This is a genomic window from Oceanococcus atlanticus, from assembly GCF_002088235.1.
In the GTDB taxonomy this organism is placed as follows: domain Bacteria; phylum Pseudomonadota; class Gammaproteobacteria; order Nevskiales; family Oceanococcaceae; genus Oceanococcus; species Oceanococcus atlanticus.
Window position 1 is genome coordinate 105772 of record NZ_AQQV01000003.1, and the last position, 17790, is coordinate 123561.

The 17790-nt window shown below is 59.7% G+C and carries 15 protein-coding genes; 4 read left to right on the forward strand and 11 right to left on the reverse strand.

What is annotated here, in order from left to right:
- Positions 1 to 10: 10 nt before the first annotated feature.
- From ATO7_RS11420 to bfr, 3 genes are all read right to left on the reverse strand, one after another.
- A complete protein-coding gene (locus tag ATO7_RS11420; protein ID WP_083561919.1) occupies positions 11 to 2254 on the reverse strand; it encodes a TonB-dependent receptor in 2244 nt (747 codons plus the stop codon).
- 5 nt (positions 2255 to 2259) lie between these two features.
- Positions 2260 to 4425 (reverse strand): TonB-dependent siderophore receptor, encoded by a 2166-nt coding sequence (locus ATO7_RS11425; protein WP_083561920.1) that lies wholly within the window; start codon positions 4423 to 4425, stop codon positions 2260 to 2262.
- Between the two features lie 217 nt (positions 4426 to 4642).
- On the reverse strand, positions 4643 to 5122 hold the full coding sequence (gene bfr, locus ATO7_RS11430; protein ID WP_083561921.1) for a bacterioferritin: 480 nt from the start codon (positions 5120 to 5122) through the stop codon (positions 4643 to 4645).
- Positions 5123 to 5203: 81 nt separating this feature from the next.
- Here bfr and ATO7_RS11435 point away from each other — a divergent pair, with 81 nt between their 5' ends.
- Positions 5204 to 6010 carry a YceI family protein gene (locus tag ATO7_RS11435; RefSeq protein WP_146680311.1) on the forward strand — a complete coding sequence of 269 codons (807 nt, stop codon included), beginning with the start codon at positions 5204 to 5206 and terminating at the stop codon, positions 6008 to 6010.
- 11 nt (positions 6011 to 6021) lie between these two features.
- Here ATO7_RS11435 and ATO7_RS11440 read toward each other — a convergent pair whose 3' ends face one another.
- Entirely contained in the window at positions 6022 to 7056 is a 1035-nt protein-coding gene (locus ATO7_RS11440; RefSeq protein ID WP_240499467.1) for a sulfite exporter TauE/SafE family protein, read from the reverse strand.
- A gap of 25 nt (positions 7057 to 7081) precedes the next feature.
- On the opposite strand from ATO7_RS11440, the gene ATO7_RS11445 reads away from it, so the two are divergent.
- The 3 genes from ATO7_RS11445 (at position 7082) to ATO7_RS11455 (ending at position 11362) form a co-directional block, all read left to right on the forward strand.
- Complete coding sequence (locus ATO7_RS11445) at positions 7082 to 8011, forward strand: DUF6607 family protein (RefSeq protein WP_206044907.1); 930 nt, start codon at positions 7082 to 7084, stop codon at positions 8009 to 8011.
- Positions 8012 to 8210: 199 nt separating this feature from the next.
- Positions 8211 to 10097 (forward strand): TonB-dependent receptor plug domain-containing protein, encoded by a 1887-nt coding sequence (locus tag ATO7_RS11450; RefSeq protein ID WP_206044908.1) that lies wholly within the window; start codon positions 8211 to 8213, stop codon positions 10095 to 10097.
- Between the two features lie 26 nt (positions 10098 to 10123).
- Positions 10124 to 11362 carry an HmuY family protein gene (locus ATO7_RS11455; RefSeq protein ID WP_146680312.1) on the forward strand — a complete coding sequence of 413 codons (1239 nt, stop codon included), beginning with the start codon at positions 10124 to 10126 and terminating at the stop codon, positions 11360 to 11362.
- On the opposite strand, the gene ATO7_RS11460 is transcribed toward ATO7_RS11455, so the two are convergent.
- The 7 genes from ATO7_RS11460 to cyoB are packed head-to-tail and all read right to left on the reverse strand — an operon-like array spanning position 11359 to position 17728.
- Positions 11359 to 11910 (reverse strand): GbsR/MarR family transcriptional regulator, encoded by a 552-nt coding sequence (locus ATO7_RS11460; RefSeq protein ID WP_240499468.1) that lies wholly within the window; start codon positions 11908 to 11910, stop codon positions 11359 to 11361. The genes ATO7_RS11455 and ATO7_RS11460 overlap by 4 nt on opposite strands.
- Positions 11911 to 11941: 31 nt before the next feature.
- Positions 11942 to 12817 (reverse strand): ABC transporter substrate-binding protein, encoded by an 876-nt coding sequence (locus tag ATO7_RS11465; protein WP_083561923.1) that lies wholly within the window; start codon positions 12815 to 12817, stop codon positions 11942 to 11944.
- Between the two features lie 4 nt (positions 12818 to 12821).
- The gene (locus ATO7_RS11470) at positions 12822 to 14012 is read right to left on the reverse strand and encodes a YbfB/YjiJ family MFS transporter (RefSeq protein ID WP_083561924.1); all 1191 of its coding nucleotides are present in this window, start codon (positions 14010 to 14012) and stop codon (positions 12822 to 12824) included.
- Positions 14009 to 14689, reverse strand: a complete 681-nt coding sequence (locus ATO7_RS11475) for an SCO family protein (protein WP_083561925.1) — start codon at positions 14687 to 14689, stop codon at positions 14009 to 14011. Before ATO7_RS11475 ends, ATO7_RS11470 begins: the two co-directional genes overlap by 4 nt.
- Positions 14689 to 15024: a cytochrome o ubiquinol oxidase subunit IV gene (gene cyoD, locus ATO7_RS11480; protein WP_083561926.1), complete on the reverse strand. Its 336-nt coding sequence runs from the start codon at positions 15022 to 15024 to the stop codon at positions 14689 to 14691. Before cyoD ends, ATO7_RS11475 begins: the two co-directional genes overlap by 1 nt.
- Positions 15024 to 15647, reverse strand: coding sequence for a cytochrome o ubiquinol oxidase subunit III (gene cyoC, locus ATO7_RS11485; RefSeq protein ID WP_083561927.1), 624 nt, complete (start codon positions 15645 to 15647; stop codon positions 15024 to 15026). Before cyoC ends, cyoD begins: the two co-directional genes overlap by 1 nt.
- 14 nt (positions 15648 to 15661) lie before the next feature.
- Positions 15662 to 17728 (reverse strand): cytochrome o ubiquinol oxidase subunit I, encoded by a 2067-nt coding sequence (gene cyoB / locus ATO7_RS11490; protein WP_146680313.1) that lies wholly within the window; start codon positions 17726 to 17728, stop codon positions 15662 to 15664.
- Between the last annotated feature and the right edge of the window lie 62 nt (positions 17729 to 17790).

Below are 17790 nucleotides of genomic sequence, written 5' to 3' on the forward strand. Positions count from 1 at the left end.
CTGCGTAGGCCTAGTTGAAGCTCAGATCAATACCTACCATCAAACTGCGCGCCGGGCCGGCCACGAACAAACCGAACGCGCGTTGCTCAAGGTAGAAACGATCAAGCAAGTTACGACCGGCCAGATAGATGTCCAGCTGGTTGTGGCGCCAGCCCAGGCGACCGTTGACCAGGGTACGGGCATCTGAGGTTTGTTCCGGGTCGTTGTCAGCGGTGCGGAAGCTGTCGTCTTGGTAGTTCGCATCGAGTTGAGCGTAAAGACCGTCGCCCTGCGTATCCCAGGACAATCCCAGCGCGGCGCTGCGGCGTGGCGCGCTGGGGAATTCGTTGCCACTGTAGTCACCGGTTGTGCTGTCGAATTCGACGAATTCGGTGTGCGTGTAGCCCAGCGATGCAAAACCGCGCAGTGCACGCCACAGGCGTGCATCAATTTCGAGTTCAGCACCGTACAGCTTGGATGCGCCGGCGTTTTCGGTCTGCGTATCGTTGGCATTGTCGGAAAGCTGCACGGACACCTGCTGGTCTTGCCAGTCGGTGTAGAACAGGTTGCTGCGCAGCCGCACCCGGCGATCGAACAGGGCAAGGCGCAGGAACACTTCCCCGGTTGTGGTGTATTCCGGATCGAAGGTGTTGAAGGTGCCGCGCACGAAATTGACCGACAGCCCGCCGGCCCGATAAGCCCGCTGCGCGGTGATGCCAACTATGGCGTCTGGTGTCAGCTCAAAACGCAGGCCCAGTTTGGGTAGCACAGCGTCGGAATCAGCCGAACCCTGGCCTTCACCGTCAGCCGGCAAATCGACAACGGGCCCGATGATGTCGCCAATCAGATCACCAATCAGCGGCGGTCCATCTCGGGTCAGGGCGAGGTCTGCGTTATTGAAATACTCGAAATCCAGCGATTCTGTGTCGTAGCGCAGGCCGGCGATCAAGGTCCAGCGCGAGGCCAGCGCCCACTCCACTTCGGTGAAGGCCGCATAGCCCTTACGTGTTTGGTCCACCAACGTCTGTATATCCACGTAGGCGCTGAAGGGCTGGCCGCCGAGCACGTCACCATCACGGATGTAGAGATCCATCGCTCCATCGCGGTGTGAAGCAAACACCCCGGCGACACCCTGCAATTGACGACCCAGCACGCTCAGATCGGCGAAGTTCACGCGCAGCTCGTGGGTCCAGGTTTCGTCATCAGAAAGATTTTCGATCGTACCGTCGTCTTCGGCGCTGGCGTTGTAGTCATCCAGGCGCTGTTGTTCGGTGGTGCTCAGCCCGGATTGGGCGCTCAGGCGGGTGCCATCGGACAACAACCAGCTCGCTCGCAGACTGGCGACATCAGACACGTTGTCAACGTACTCAGGATCGTTGGCGACGGCCTGACGTTGGCGCGGATCACCACTGATCTGAGTCTGGCCGCGGTAGCTGTCGGCCCGGCCGTAAGACAGCACAACTTTTGCACTTTCGCCATCTGCGCTTTGCCAGCCCAGTTTGATGCGGTTGTGTTCCAGGTCTTCGCGGTTGCCGAACTCCTCGCGCGTAACATTGTAGACCTCCCCATCGCTTTGACTTTGCTGATGGGTCAGCCGTGCTGAGAAGCCCCCTAGCAAGGGCAGCCCGAGCGCGGCGGCGTATTGGCGCAAGCCGTCGTTTCCATGGCGCACGCGGGCGCGTGCATCAAAGAATTCGTCGGGATCACGGGTCATCAGATGGATGGCGCCAGCCAGGGCGCTCTGACCCTGATTGGTGGATTGCGGCCCACGCAAGATTTCAACCGAGTCCACGTCCCACAGGTCGAGCGGGCCGCCCAGGGCGCCGGCGATAGACAGGGGGATGCCGTCGACGAAAACGCTGGACAGCGGGGTGTTGGTCGCGAAATTTTGAGCGGTGACGCCATTGTTGCTGATGCCGCGAATGACGAAACCGCCGACCTTGCCGAGGCCGGCGTTGTCCATGCTGACGTTGGCGGTGCGCTCGTAAGCGTCATACAGGTCATCCATGCTGCTGGATGCAATGTCTGAGGCGCTGATGACCTGCACACTGCTGGCCGTATCTTCAAGACGGCGTGACATCTTCTCGCCCGACACCACAATGGGCGCCAATTCAACAGCGTCCTGGGTTGCTGGCGGCGATTCGGCGGGCAGTGTGATGACGGCATCTTCAGCTTGCGGCGCGTCGTCGGCCGGCTCGGCTGCGAGCAACGGTGCAGCGGAGAGCAAGCCACCCAGGCCGAGGTAGAACACTGTGCGGGGGTGAGATTTTTTCATGCGTATCAGAAGTTGATCGTCAGGCTGCCTACAACCGAGCGGCGTGCGCCATAAAAGCAGTCGCCGCGTTCCAGGCACGCGGAAATAACGGTTTTGTCTTCCAGATTGCTGCCGTTTATTGCGAGGCGCCAATGTGCTGTGTCGTAGGCGATCATGGCGTCCAGCAAGGTATACGAAGGGGTGGTTACGGTTTGGCTTTCGTCGGGTATGGCGCCGGTGTAACGCAGCCCAGCGCCAATCGATAAACCGGGCAGGCCGGCAAAGCCGAACTGCAGGCGCAGCCAGGCCGATGCCACTTCTTCGGCCACCGCCGGCAAGGGCCTGTTGCGGTTGGTATCGTCGCTGTTGGGGCCGCCGTCGCTGCCGCCATCCAGCTTGGTGTAGGCCAGGATGACATCCATGACCTGCGGCCAGCTGACCATGGCCTCAAATTCCAGGCCTTCAATATTGGCCTCGCCAAGCTGCACCTGAACGGTGGGGTTTTCCCCCGGTGCCAGGCGGTTTTCTTCGTTGATATCAAAAACGGCCAGGGTCAGCAGCACGGGCGCAGTGCTGGGCTGAAACTTCACGCCGGCCTCATACTGACGTGAACGTATCGGTTCGAACGGGTCGCCGCTGTCGTTGACCTGGGTGACCGGCAAGAAGCCTTCGGTGTAACTCAGGTACGGTGACCAGCCTGAGTCGAAGCTGTAGAGCAGGCCGGCGCGCTTTGTGGTGGCGTCGTCTTGGATGTTTTCACTGCCTTCGACCTGGGTTATCGCTTCATCGCGGCGCAGACCCAGCAGTGCAATCAGATGATCGCCCAGGCGCATCTGGTTTTGCAGGTAATACCCACGCTGCTTGGTGGTTTGTTTGGGTTGCTGGATCTTGTTCGGCGCTATGAATCGACCATATTGCGGATCGTAGAGATCAAACTGACCTTGCAGCAGTATCTGGGCTGGTGTGCTCTGGGCACTGAGCAGGCGCGCTTCAACTTCGCTGATATCGATCCCGGCTAGTAACAGGTGCTCAACTGGGCCGGTGGTGAAGCGCCCGGTCAGACGGTGGTCGGAGGTCAGGGCCCTGGATGTGGCGTCACTGCTGTAGGCCACGCGCAGCACGGAGCGTCGCCGCAGCGGGTCCAACAAGTACGGATCGCCGGTGTAGATATTTGGAAATAGGGTGTTGTAGACCGCGCCGTTTTTCATATAGCGCAAGGTTTGAGACAGATTCCAGTTGTGACCGAAATGTACGCTCAGCATGGATGTCAGCGCATCCTGTTCTGAATCGTAGGCGTCGAAGCCGGGCTCGCTGGCAAAACGTTCGGTTGGAATCTGACCGTTGCGGTTGTCCTGAATGGTCCCTTCCCACGGAAAGAAACCGGTGGTGGTGCCTGATTCATCGCGTTGGCTGTGACCTAGCAACGTCCAGGCAAACCAGGTCGCAGGTCGCCAGGTGAGGGAAGGGGCAACAAACCGGCGAGATTCGGAAACAAAATCCACCTGCGTGTCGTTGTCACGCTGCAAGGCCACCAGACGCATATCCAGCACACCGTCATCAATCACCGGCCCGGTGATGTCGAGGGCAAACTGTTCGCGCGAATAGCTGCCAAATTCGGCCCGCAGTTCGCTGGCAAAGACTGATTTCGGGCGTTTGGTTGTGAGATTGATCATCCCGCCGCTGGTGCCCTGGCCGTACAGCACGGATGACGGGCCGCGAATCACTTCGACACTGTCCAGCGCGTAGACGTCGCTGCGGACATTGTTGAAATTGCCGAACAGGCCGCGCAGCCCATCCTGATATTGCACGTAGTTGGTGCCGCGGATCAGCGCGGTGTCATTGCGTGAATCCAGGCCATAGGAATCGGCGCGTACCCCGGCGGTGTAGCGCAAAGCCTCCTGGATGTTGAGGGCGCCCAGATCGCGGATCTGTTTGTCGGTGATGACCGAGACCGATTGCGGTGTTTCGATCAGCGGCGTATCGGTTTTGGTTGCGCCTTTACTGCTGTCGGCCGCGTATTGCGGTAGTGCTTGTGACCGACTTTCGACGGTTAGCGGGCTGAACTCAGTCTCGTCATCGCCCCCGACCGGAATCACGTCATACGCGTCAATTTCTGCGTTTGAGTTGTCCTGGGCAAATACAGGATGGCAGAGCACAGCACAGGCGGCGGCAATTCCGGCAAGGCGCTTCACAGTGGGTGACCCTTATGGCATGGCATGAGCGGCGTGCGACCTGCACTTCATATGCTGTGGCGCACAAAAGTGGATAATAGCGCACACGCAAATGAGAGTGAAATGCATTTGCAATATTGTGCGTGCCTGTTGCCATGCAACGGTCAGCCCTGCCGGGACTGTGCTGTTGAGTCTCGAGCGGTGAGGCGTGCCCCGCCTGCACCGCTGCGCCCGGGGGTTAGGCCGGCGAGGCGTTCAGCTGCGCCTGCTGATAGTTCTGCAAACCGATCATCGTGATCAGGCGCAACTGTTGCTCCAACCAGTGCGCATGGTCCTGCTCGGTGTCGTCAAGCTGTGTGACTAAAATCTGTCGTGAGACATAATCGCCTTCCTGCTCGCACAGTGCGATGCCCTGTTTCAGATTGGCGCGCACTTCAAATTCCGTATCCAGATCTTTGCGCAGCATCTCTTCCACATCCTTACCCGGGGTAAAGGCGCTGGGTCGCATATCCGGCTCGCCTTCCAGCATGAGAATACGGCGCAGCAGAGCATCAGCGTGCTGGGTCTCTTCTTCCATCTCATGATTCAGACGTTCGTAGAGGGCTTGCAGACCCATGTCTTCATAGCGGCGGGAATGAATGAAGTATTGATCGCGCGCCGCCAACTCGCCGCGCAGAAGCTCTTTTAGATAGTCGACAACCGCTTGTGAACCTTGCATCAGATTCCGCTCCAATGATGATGTGGCGCGCAGTATGCCGAAAAATAAAAAATCATGGCGAAAACAAAAACTTAACGATATTTGTTCGCGTTTATTGTAGGGCTCGGATGTAAGCTGGAAGCAGGCGGCTTTTTATGTCCAATGACCTGTGCCTGTCTGGACATGAACTGCTTGGCGTCGCTAGGGTCCCAGCATCTCAATCAGAACAAGCACTCTCCAATCATGATGATCAATTCACTTTTTCCTCGACATGGGGTTGCCACGCTTCTACTGGTCATGTCGTCGCTTGCGGCCTGCGCGCCCGCAGCTGACCCCCAAAATACTCAGGCCGATGAGGTCTCGGCAGCTCCAACCTCGGTGCCATCCGGGGATTGGTCCCTGCAAGCGGCTGATTCGCAGCTCAGTTTTGTTTCGATCAAGAACAACGCCATCACTGAGGTGCACCGCTTCAACGATCTGAGCGGATCTGTTTCCGCCGATGGCATGGCGAGCCTTTCAATCGAACTGGACTCAGTGGATACCGGAATTGAAATTCGCGATCAGCGCATGCGCGAGATGCTTTTTGAGACCAGTTTGCATCCTCAGGCACAGGTGTCGATGAAGGTCGATCCGCAGCTTGTATCCGGCCTCAAAGCGGGCGAGTTCGAGCGCCTCGAGACATCCGCAACCTTGGCACTTCACGGTTTGTCAGTGAGTGTGCCCGTCGTATTGCGTGTGAGCCGCTTGGATGCTCATCACTGGCTGGTCACCAGCGAGCAACCGGTTGTGGTCAATGCCAGTGCATTCAACCTGTTGGAAGGACTGGACAAGTTGCGTGAGATCGCCGGCTTGCAGGCCATTGGCGGCGGTGCGCCGGTGACGTTCGCATTGCTGTTCAAGCGCGGTTGATGCACTGACGCTCAGGCGCCAAAAAGTGCGTGCAACATTTTGGCGCTGAGCAAAACCAGAACACCCGCGAATACTTTTTTCAATGCGGCCACCGGCAAGCGATGGGCGAGGCGCGCCCCCCACGGCGCAGTGATCGTGCTGACTCCAGTGATCAGCACCAGGGCGGGCAGGTAAATAAAGCCAAAGGTCAGCGGTGGTGTGCCTTGAGCATGCCATCCGTTGATGATGTACCCAACGGTTCCAGCGACTGCAATGGGCAAGCCGACCGCCGCCGAGGTGCCTATGGCGTTGTGGATCTTGACATTGCACCAGCTCAAAAAGGGCACGGTTAGCGAGCCGCCGCCGATCGCAACCAAGGCAGAAACGCCACCAATACCGAGACCAGCAAGCGACAGCCCAACGGTGCCTGGCAATTCACGGCTGGCTTTAGGCTTGACGTTGAGCAGCATCTGGATCGCGACGTAGGTCATGAAGCAGGCGAAGAAGATGGCCAGCGGGGCGGAGTCCATCCGTGAGGCGATGAAGGTGGCGGCAAAAGTGCCGACCAGGATGCCCGGTGTTATGCGCTTGACCACCGGCCACAACACAGCGCCGTGGCGATGATGTGAGCGCATGCTGGAGAGTGATGTCATGACGATTGCAGCCATGGATGTGCCGAGCGCCATGTGAACCAGTTTGTCAGGCGCGAAGCCTTGTGCCGCGAACAGACTGGCCAGTACCGGCACCATGATGCCGCCGCCGCCAACACCCAGCAGGCCGGCGAAAAAGCCCACTGCAGCGCCCAACAAGGGATAGCTGATCCACCAAAGATCTGGAGTCATGTTCAAAAGCACCGTGAGCATGCTTGCGGCATGCAAAACGCAGCATTCTAGCGTGAGGGCGGTATCGCGTAGGCCATGCGGCGCGGAGCGCAATTGAGTCCACAGTAACTTCGCGCTAGTGTAGTGAGAATCATTCTCATAAATTAATCCTATGCGTGCTTTTGCAGTGTTGTGTTTTTCTCTTCCCGTGCTGGCCGCTTGTGCCGCGCCTGCACGCAGCCTCAAGGACACCGCGCCATTATTCGCTTATGTGGATCAGCCAGGCCTGCTGGCGCGCACCGCTGTTCGGCGTGAGCTGGAGCGCGACCGGCAGGCCATCCTGTCGATGGCAGGTGAGTACGAGGTCGATTTCAGGTTTGAAGAAACGGTGGTGCTGCAAAGCGCGTATCAACGTCAGGATGCATATCGCTCGGCGGGCTACGAAACGGTTGTTGTCGTGGCCGACGACGGGCACTTTCTATCCTTGCAGCACCTGCTGGTTTCGAAGGACGGCGCTCACGTCACCAAGCATTGGCGGCAAGACTGGCACTACATGGCCGACGAGCGGTTGGAGTTCAGTGAGGTGAAGACCTGGCGAATGCGCCCGTTGGCACAACGCCAGGGTGTGTGGACGCAGTGTGTGTATGAAGTCAATGACGCCCCACGCTACTGTGGCAGCGGCGCCTGGCAACACGGCGCTCAGGCTTCAACCTGGACCTCCGACCACAGCTGGCGTCCATTGCCACGTCGTGAGTACACCCGGCGTGATGATTACAACGCATTGCGTGTGATCAATCGGCACACCATTACTGCCAGCGGCTGGACCCACGAGCAAGACAACACCAAGCTGAAGCGCGAGGGTGAGGCCATTGATCACGCGATTGCGCGTGAGGTTGGCTTCAATGACTACCGGCGGATTGATGGATTCGATTTTCGCCCGGCCTACGACTACTGGGCACGGACGCAAGACTATTGGCGGCGTGTACGCGAGCAATGGCAAAACCGTATCGCAATGGGGCAGGGTATTGCCTTGAATACCGCGATCAGTGGAATGGAACTGATCGTGCCGCTGTTCCAGCAGGCCGAGCAAGTGCGCCGAGGTGAAGAGATTAGTGACGCGACGCTGGATGCGACATTCTCGCGCTGGACCCGACAACCGCGGCAGACGCTTGCGCACACTGGGAACGCACAGCTGGACTGACTACATCACATATCCAGCATAATAAATACGAATCATTATCATTGCGATAAGCGTTTGTATTGGATAGAGTGCGGGTATGTATCGTGGTCTGCCGGCGCAAACTTGCGCTCTTCTTCCTAATATCCTGCTGTTGGCTGGGCTGTGCACACAGCCGGCTCAGAGCTGGGCATCGCCATCGCGTGAATTTGAGCCGCTTGTGGTGACTGCAACACGCACTTTGCAGGCGCAGAGTCTCGCGCCCGTCCGTGTTGAGTTGGTCGACGCAAGCGAATTGCAGCGCATGCATGCCCAAACGCTGGCTGATGCACTGGAGAACGTGCCTGGTTTGCAGCTGCGCGAAATTCACGGCAAATCCGGCCACGAGTTGTTGCTGCAAGGCTTGTCCGGGGATCAGGTGCTGGTGCTGATCAATGGGCAGCCACTGGCCACCTCAACCGGATCAACCGTTGATCTTGATCAGTACGCATTGGCCGAGGTTGAGCGCATAGAAATCGTTAAGGGCGCCTCGTCGGCCCACTATGGCAGTGCCGCCATGGGCGGGGTGGTCAATGTCATTACACGTGACGTTTCCGATGGCTTGAGTCTGGGCGCGCGGTTCGAGGGCGGTAGTCGACCGGGCCAAAATCCAGGCGGTGAGGATGCCGAGGCCAGTGCACGCAGCTTTCAGGTGCAGGTCGAGGGCGGCACCCCGGCATTGCGCATGCGCCTGGCGGCTGATCAGATCAACGATGATGGGTTCAAGTTGCATCCTCAGGATTGGGCTCAGCCTGGCGATCGATCCCGGCGCCAGCAATATGCAGCTGAGTTGAACTGGCAAGCCGCGCCTGCGCTCTCGGTTCAGCTGAATCACAACCGTTATCAGGAAGACGACGAGAGCCGCTACGAATACTACGCCGCGCCGGCCTACATCGATCAGCGGCGCACCGAGGATATTGAGCGCATCCGCAGCAGTGTGGATGCAGGCTATGTCTGGCAGCACGCAGGCGCGCTCAGTGTAAGCGCGCTGGATGAACGCTACAGCAGCCATTCCGTGTCGCACTCTCAAGCGGCGGTGGTGACCGATCGCCGCGCGCATATCGATCAGCAGCAATGGTCAGTGCAGTGGGATGCGCCGCGCTGGAAAAAGCAGCTTCTCAGCATCGGCATTGAGCAGCGCCACGAATCCTTGCGGCAGCAATCCAATGGCCAGTCTGAATTGCAGGGGGCAGGTGAGGTGCGCAGGCGTGGTGATGATGTGTTTGTGCAAAACCACATCAAGCTCGGCCAGCACAGCATTCTAGCCGGTTTGAGGGCCCAGGACGATTCGGATTTTGGCGGCCACGTCGCGCCGAAGCTGGCCTGGCGATGGGGTCGAGCGTGGCACCAGGATGGGCAAATCCATCTGCGTGCGAGTTTCGGTGGTGGCTACCGCGTGCCCAATTTGAAGGAGCGCCACTATCTGTTCGATCACTCGGCTTTGGGTTATCAGGTGGTGGGTAATCCGGCCTTGCAGCCAGAGTCCTCGAGCAGCTGGCAACTGGGTGTCACCGCGCAGAGGCCGGGCCTGGAGCTCCACGCCAATGTGTTTCGCAACGATGTCGAGGATCTGATTCAGACCGATCTCGACAACGCGCAGGTGCTCAATGGTGTGGCGCTGTACTCCTACGCCAACATCGCCCGGGCGCGAACTCAAGGACTGGAAACCTCAGCACGCTGGCGTTTTACGCCGTTGTGGAGCCTGCAGCTTGCGTACACCTACACCGATGCGCAAGACCTCAACGCCGGGCGCTCATTGACCCGGCGGCCGCGTCACATGGCCCGCATGGGCCTGGACTGGGATGCCCCGCTTGACCTGCAAGTGTCGTTGCGGGGGCGCTATCAGAGTGACGAACGCGTCGATGCGGATAGCACTACGCGCTCACCGTCCTGGGCCACCGTGGATCTCAAGCTCAATCATGCGCTGGACAACCGCCTGAGCGTGTTTGCCGGCATTGAGAACCTTTTTGATCGTCAGCGTGATTTCTCATCCGCCAACGATTTCGGGCCGCTCTACGGCCGCTATGTCTATCTCGGATTGGATTGGCGTTGGCGCGTCGAGTCATCGTGAACGCCGAGTGATAAACGGAGTTATCCATGCAATACAAAACCCATCTCAACTTCACACATATGTTGCTGCCTGTGGTCGCAGCATTGGCCGTCAGCGCGTGTGGCGGCAGCAGCAGTTCAGATGCCCAGCCAGACCCAGATCCCGGTCAGGCCGCATTTTCCGAAGAGCTTGTATCCTGGCAGTTTGTGATGCCGGACGCGGGGCAAGCGCTGTGCTTCGACTTCGACCTGGGCGAAGAAACGCCCTGTGATGGCTCCAACACCTGGGATTTCAAAGTCGACAGTGGCCAGCGCGGCGTAAGCTTCTGGAGCAATGGTGGCGTCAGCGGGAATGGCGACGGCGCGGCCTTCGGCATGTTCGATTGGGATGTCCTGCTGCAATGGGACAATGCAACGACTGACCCCGCCAGCGGGGCGGATGTCAGTCAGCACTACTTTGCAGATTCTGCGAGCAGTATCTTCAGTGAGCAGCCCTGGTACGCCTACAATTTGCTCGGTGCGCACCAACTGCACCCGAACTACCGGGTCTATCTGATCAGCACAGATCCTGAAGATGACGGAGCGACACAATTCGCACTGCAGGTCACCGGATACTACGGAGGTGACAGCGGTACGACGTCCGGCAACCCTTCGATACGCTGGGTTGAGCGCAGCACCCCGGATGCCGTGCAACAAGCCAGCGTTGACGCCAGCAGCTATACCGATTGGGTCTATTTCAGTCTGCTCACAGGCGCGCCGGTGGCCGATGAATCCGCAGATTGGCATATCGCGTTTCGTCGCTCTGAGATCAAGCTCAATGGCGGCGCTTCCGGGGATGCCGGTCTGGCCGGTGCCCTGGGTCTGACCCCGGAAGGCTTTTATGACGAAAATGGCGAGCCTGTCAGCGAAACCTTTACCAGCACAACCCCGGAACAAACCCTGGCGGCGCTAACGTCGGATCAGATTGAGGAGCCGGCGCAGGCGCGTGACTGGACCAGCGACAGCGAACAGTCGGTGCTCAATCCGGATTACACCGGCAGCTATCCGCAGCCGCTGGATTACGGGTGGTTCACCTACTACCCAACCGGAGATGCGGCCAGCGGGATACCGGCGCATGGTCAGACCGCCAATACGGATAGCGGTGCACTGCTGCGTTCAGGCGCAGGCGACAGTTACGCACGCCTGCGCTTGGCTGAGCTGAATTACGCAGACCCGGCAGACATCAGCAGCGCCCAGACCTGGGTCTTCGAATTCAATGTTCAGCCGGCGCCAGAGGCTGCGCGCTAGACCTTGCTGCGCTTGGCAGATTTGGCATCTTTGTCACCAAAAAACTTGGTCACTTTGCCCCCGAGTTTCATCAGGTGCTGCATGGAATCAGGGGACAGGCGTTGCAACTCGTCAAACCAGTTGTTGGCCATTTCCGCCAGATCGTACATTTCGCGCATGCGGTCCTGGGCGTGCTGGTCACGTCGGTTGTCAGGCTCATCAAGCAAGGCCTGGCGCAGCATGCTTAATGTGGGCTCGACTTCACGGCGGCGTCGCTCGGCGGCGACCGCCTTGAAGATGTCCCACACGCTGCCAATCGTGGTGAAGTATTCACGCCGGTCGCCGGCATAACGAAACACCCGGATGATCTGCCAAGCCTGCAATTCCTTCAGGCTCATGCTCACGTTGGAACGCGAAATACCCAGCATCTCGGCCAGTTCGTCGGCGTGCAATGGTTGATCCCATACGAACAGCAGGGCGTAGACCTGACTGACCGAACGGTTGATGCCCCAACGGCTGCCCATTTCGCCAAAATGACTGACGAAACTTTCGATCAGAGGTGTTTGCACGGTGTTCTGCGAATTCAGGAATCGCTGAATCTTAACGCAGGGCGTGACTGATGCGTTCAGCTATTTGCAGTAGAGACAGGGCGCCGCCATAGGGCCACAGGCGCGGCAGGATCTGGATGTGTGCGCTCAGATCGTGCTTTGCGATGGCGTTTTTCCACTGCGCGTGCTGGCTTTGCGGGGCAAACAGCAGCACCTGAGGCGTGGTGTTCAAGGCCCCTAGGTCGTCAAGCGTGAGCGGGCTTTCACCCCAATGTGTAGCGGGGCGGATCAGGCCTGGTGTGAGGCCCAAGGTGCGCAAGACATGACCGGGCAAGCTGTTGTCGCCAAACAGACGCAGTTGGCCTTGTGGGGTGGCTTGCAGCAGCACCACGGTCTGGTCCGGGTTCAGTGCGCCGGCCAGTTCAGCCATGCGCTGATCCATGGCTTGCAAGGTCGCTTGTGCCTGCACCGTTTTCTGAAACACGGCCGCCATCTGTAGCCAGCGTTCGCGTGCCTTGCGCCCGTTGGTGCGGTAGCGGTCGCTGAAGTTCTTGAAGTAGATCACCTTGGCGATGCGTGACAGCGGCCGGGCCAGCTCCTTCTGCCCGGTGCCGATGATGATCAGATCCGGTTCAAGGGCGCGGATGCGGACCGGGCTGGGGGCCACGCGCAGGCCAATGTCATTCACACTGGCTGGCAGTGTGGGTTGATCAGGCAGCGTGCGATAGTGCGCGGTCTCGGGTGCGCCAACCGGCACCACGCCCAGGCGCAGCAGGTTGTCGAGAATGGTCCAGTCGGTGACCACCACACGCTCGGGTACCTGCTCAAACCAGTGCTTGCCGAAGGAATCGGTGATTTCGTACGCGCCGGCCAGCGCCTGAGCCGAGATCAGGCTCAGGCCGAGCAGGGCCAGGGCGCGCCCAAGCATGGCGTTACAGGCGCACCTGATGTTCGCGGCTGGCCGCGATCAGACATAACAGCCCGGCGATCATGATCGCGCTGACCAGATACAGCGGCAGACGGAAGCTGCCGGTTAGCTCGGCGATGATGCCGCCCATCACCGGCGAGAGAATCTGTGCCACGCAGTAGCCCAGCGTCATCCGCGCCATGATCTGGGTGGCCTTATTGCCGAAGGCCCGGCCGACGGTGGACAGGGTCAGCGAGACGATGCCCATGAAGGTGAAGCCGAACAGGATCGCGGCCAGCGCGGTGGTGGCCAGGGAAAAGGTCAGGGCCAGGCACAGGTTGCCGGCGATGTTGAGCACAAAGGCCGCGCGCAGGGCATCCATGCGCCCGATGCGCCGGGCAATGCGGTCCCAGATGAACGGCGCCGGGGTTGCGGCCAGACCAACCAGCATCCACATCTTGGCGCCCCAGCCATCCAGCGGCTGCAGCTCGGTAATCAGCGAGGTGAAGGTCACGTTCAGGGTGTTGCTGAAGCCGGCGCAAAAGTAGGCCGCCTGCATCAGCCAGACCCAGCGCAACGGTGGCAATGCGGTGATGCCCTGGCCGATGTCTTCGTCACGCGACATCTCGATTTCCTGTGCCTTGGGCATGGGCAGCAAAGCGGTGGCCAGCACCGCCAGCACGGCGCCAACGCCCGCCAGAGCCAACCACTGGAAGCGCCAGTTGAGCTCGATCAGGCCGCCGGCGCTGGTCGCATCAACCACCACTGCACTGGCGATGATGCCCAGACCAATGCCGGAGAAGTGCAGGCCCAGCTCGCTCTTGTGGTCATTGTGGTGAAGCCAGTTCAGGATCAGGCCGGTACCGAGCATGAAGCCAGCGGCCGAGGCGATGCCGGCAAAGAAGCGGCTGACATACCAGACCAGACGATCATCATGCGCGGCCATCATCGCGGTGGCGACCACCGCCACAACCAGGCCGTAGCGGTAGAAAAAGTCCTTGGCGCGCAGGTCGGAAACCAGCCACACAATGAACAGGCCGGTGAGATAGCCCATGTAATTCCAGCCTGCCAGCCAGCCCGCCAGACTCTCGCTCAGGCCCAGCTGGGCCTGCATGCTGGGAATCATCGGGGTGAAGGAATAGCGCGCCAGCCCCATGCTGAGAATCAGCGCGCAGATACCGGAAAACAGGACAGTGGTGCGGGTGGCTTTGATCATGAATCGGCTTCCACGGCAGCGGTGGCCGGTGCGCTGAGCAGCTGGCGCACACGGGTGGTGAGTTCATTGGGAGTGGTGCTGTGGCGCATCGCGTCGATCAGCTCGCCATGCTGGTCGACCACGTAATAGCGCGACGAGTGGCGAAAGAAATAGCTGGGATCATTGCGGTCTTCGTCGCTGATCTTGTAATGCGCGCCGTACAGGCGTGAGACCTGATCGATCTGGCGCTGGCTGCCGGTCAGGCCGATGATGTTGTCATGGTAACTGTGGGCAAAGCGGGCCAGCGCTTCGGGCGTGTCGCGGGCCGGATCGATGCTGATGAGCATGATACGCACCGCGTCCTGCTCTGCGGCGTTCAGGCGCAGCATGCTGTTTTGCAGCACCCGCATGGAGTTGAGGCAGACCTCCTCGCAGTTGAGAAAGCCGAAATAGACCACAACCACCTTGCCGCGGTAGTCGGAAAGCGACACCGGGCCGTCGGCGCTGGTCAGGGTGAAATCACCGCCCAGTTTGCCGTTCTCGTCACCGAAACCGCCGATCGGGGCGTCGCGTCCGGCGACCAGCGTGCTGGCCAGCAGGGCGACGATGATCACCGTCAGCACGGCACTGATCAGTAGCCACACCCGTGCGCCCAGATCAGAGCGCACCGAATCGTTATGCCAGGTTTGCGCGCTCATCAGTGGCCCATCAGCATATTGTGATTGAGGTGATTCATGATCCAGATCGAGCCGACGATCAGGATCGCCACCAGCACCACCGAGAACAGTGCGCTGATGGTGTTCCAGGCTTGCTCAGATGAGGCATTCATGTGCAGGAAGAACACCAGCTGGACCATCACCTGAGCGACCGCGCAGAGCAGGATCAGCGTGATGCTGACAACCTCGCCGGCAGCGCCACTCATGACCGCGCCGAAGGGGATCGCAGTCAACACCACCGACAGAATCAGGCCGATGATGTACTCCTTGACGCTGCCGTGGGCGGCGCCGCCGGCGTGTTGTTCGTGATGACTCATCAGACCGCTCCCATCAAAAAGACAAAACTAAAGACACAGATCCAGATGATGTCGAGGAAGTGCCAGAACAGCGACAGACATATCAGGCGAGTGCGGTTTTCGTTGCTGATGCCGTCACGCAGCAAAAGACCGACCAGCACGATCATCCACACCATGCCGGCAAAGACGTGCAGGCCGTGGGTGCCGATCAGACCGTAAAAGGCCGACCACGCACCGGAAGCCCAGGCGGCGGCCCCTTCGTGGGTGAAGTGCACAAACTCATTGACTTCCATGTACAAAAAGCCGGCGCCGAGCAGCCAGGTCACACCCAGCCAACCGAGCAGGGCTTTCATGCTGCCCTTGTTAGCGCCGAGCATGGCCATGCCGAAGGTGAAGCTGGAGAGCAACAACAAGGCGGTTTCGCCGGCCACATAGCTGAGGTCAAAAAGCTCGCTGGCCTCGATGCTGCCGGCAAAATTGTGCTGCAGCACCGCGAACACGGCGAACAGGGTGGCGAACAGCACGCAGTCGGACAGGATGTAGATCCAAAAGCCGAAAACGGTGTCGCCGGCATAATCGTGATGATGCTCTTCGCTGATGTAGCCGGTGTATCCGGGCGGTGGTGCGGGCAGGGCGGTGTTCATAAGCCTGTCCTTTGTTAAACGGAGATGGTGACGGCCTGATCGGCCGACGGTGTGGACGCATGCGGCTGTTCGAGGCGGCGATAGCGTTCGTTTTCGATCGCTTCGATCTCCTCGACTTCCACGTAGTAGTCCTTGTCACGCGAGCAGGCGTAAGCAATCCACGAGCCGATCACGCCCGCAAAGCCCAGCCCGGCCATCCACCAGATATGCCAGACCATGGCAAAGCCCAGCATCAGGAAGAAGCCACCCATCACCGGCCCGGCCCAGCTGTTCTTGGGCATATGGATGCGCTGGTAGCTTGGCGGCTGCTTGTAGGCCAGATCATGGGCTTTCATGTCATGCCAGTGATCGCGATCGCGCACCTGCGGCAGATGGGCGAAGTTGTAGAACGGCGGCGGCGAGGAGGTGGCCCACTCCAGGGTGCGCCCGCCCCATGGGTCGCCGCTGTGGTCACGGTTCTTGTTCTGGTCACGGATGCTGGCGAAGATCTGATAGAGCTGAACCAGGATGCCGGCGAGCACGATCAGTGCGCCTGCGGCGGCAATCAGCAGCCAGATGTTCCAGGCTGGATTGTCGTAGTAGTTGAGGCGGCGCGTCATGCCCATGAAGCCGAGCACGTAAAGCGGCATGAAGGCCAGGAAGAAGCCCACCGTCCACAGACCACAAGCCCACTTGCCCAGGGTTTCGTCCAGCTTGAAGCCGGTGGCCTTGGGGAACCAGTAGGTGATGCCGGCGAAGTAGCCGAACAGGGCGCCGCCGATGATCACATTGTGGAAATGCGCGATCAGGAACAGGCTGTTGTGGAGTACGAAGTTGGCCGCCGGAATGGCCAGCATCACGCCGGTCATGCCGCCGATGCCGAAGGTCAGGAAGAACGCCACGGTCCACCACATCGGCGAGGCGTATTCGACCTGACCGCGGTACATGGTGAACAGCCAGTTGAACAGTTTCACCCCGGTGGGAATCGAGATGATCATGGTGGCGATGCCGAAGAAGGCGTTGACGTTGGCCCCGGCGCCCATGGTGAAGAAGTGATGCAGCCACACCACGAAGGACAGCAGCATGATGCAGGCGGTGGCCCAGACCAGCGAGGTGTAGCCGAACAGGCGTTTACGCGAGAAGGTGGCGGTGACTTCGGAGAAAATGCCGAAGGCCGGCAGAATCAGGATGTACACCTCTGGATGGCCCCAGGCCCAGATCAGATTGACGTACATCATCTGGTTGCCGCCCATGTCTCCAGTAAAGAAATGGGTGCCGATGTAGCGGTCCAGGGTGAGCAGGGTGACGCACACGGTGAGGATCGGGAAGGCGGCCACGATCAGCACGTTGGCGCACAGCGAAGTCCAGGTGAATACCGGCATCTGCATCAGCTTCATGCCTGGCGCACGCATGCGCAGGATGGTGACCACGAAGTTGACCCCGGTGAGTAGTGTCCCGATCCCGGATATCTGCAAGGCCCATAGCCAGTAATCAACCCCTACCCAGGGGCTGTATTCCAGGCCGGACAAAGGCGGGTAGGCGAGCCAGCCGGTGGCGGCAAATTCGCCCACAAAAAGCGAGATATTGAGCAGCAGGGCACCGACCACAAACAGCCAGAAACTCAGCGAGTTGAGGAACGGGAAGGCGACGTCACGGGCGCCGATCTGCAGCGGCACCACGATGTTCATCAGGCCCACGATCAGGGGCATGGCGACGAAGAAGATCATGATCACGCCGTGGGCGGTGAAGATCTGATCGTAATGCTCCGGTGGCAGATAGCCGGCGCCGGATTCGGCGGCCACCGCAATCGCCTGTTGCGAACGCATCAGCAAGGCATCCGAGAAGCCTCGCAGCAGCATGATCATCGCGGTGATGATGTACATAATGCCGATCTTCTTGTGATCGACCGAGGTCAGCCATTCATCCCACAGGTATTTGACCTTGCCGAAGTAAAAGACCGAGCCGACGATACCGAGCGAGCCGATCAGCACCACGGCAAAGGTGGTGACCAGAATCGGATCGTGATACGGAATCGAATCGAGCGTCAGTTTGCCGACCAGCCAGTGCGGGTCGGTGACGATGGTGTGGTGGGCTGCTGCCATGGCGTGAATACCGGGTCAGATGCTTAAGGTTTGCGGGGTTGGGCGAACACGTGCTGCGTTGT

Coding starts and splice junctions, on each gene's coding strand:
- ATO7_RS11420 (WP_083561919.1), bottom strand. CDS start 2,254: ATGAAAAAATCTCACCCCCGCACAGTGTTCTACCTCGGCCTGGGTGGC.
- bfr (WP_083561921.1), bottom strand. CDS start 5,122: ATGCAAGGTTCACAAGCGGTTGTCGACTATCTAAAAGAGCTTCTGCGC.
- ATO7_RS11455 (WP_146680312.1), top strand. CDS start 10,124: ATGCAATACAAAACCCATCTCAACTTCACACATATGTTGCTGCCTGTG.
- ATO7_RS11465 (WP_083561923.1), bottom strand. CDS start 12,817: ATGCTTGGGCGCGCCCTGGCCCTGCTCGGCCTGAGCCTGATCTCGGCT.
- ATO7_RS11470 (WP_083561924.1), bottom strand. CDS start 14,012: ATGATCAAAGCCACCCGCACCACTGTCCTGTTTTCCGGTATCTGCGCG.
- ATO7_RS11475 (WP_083561925.1), bottom strand. CDS start 14,689: ATGAGCGCGCAAACCTGGCATAACGATTCGGTGCGCTCTGATCTGGGC.
- cyoD (WP_083561926.1), bottom strand. CDS start 15,024: ATGAGTCATCACGAACAACACGCCGGCGGCGCCGCCCACGGCAGCGTC.
- cyoC (WP_083561927.1), bottom strand. CDS start 15,647: ATGAACACCGCCCTGCCCGCACCACCGCCCGGATACACCGGCTACATC.
- cyoB (WP_146680313.1), bottom strand. CDS start 17,728: ATGGCAGCAGCCCACCACACCATCGTCACCGACCCGCACTGGCTGGTC.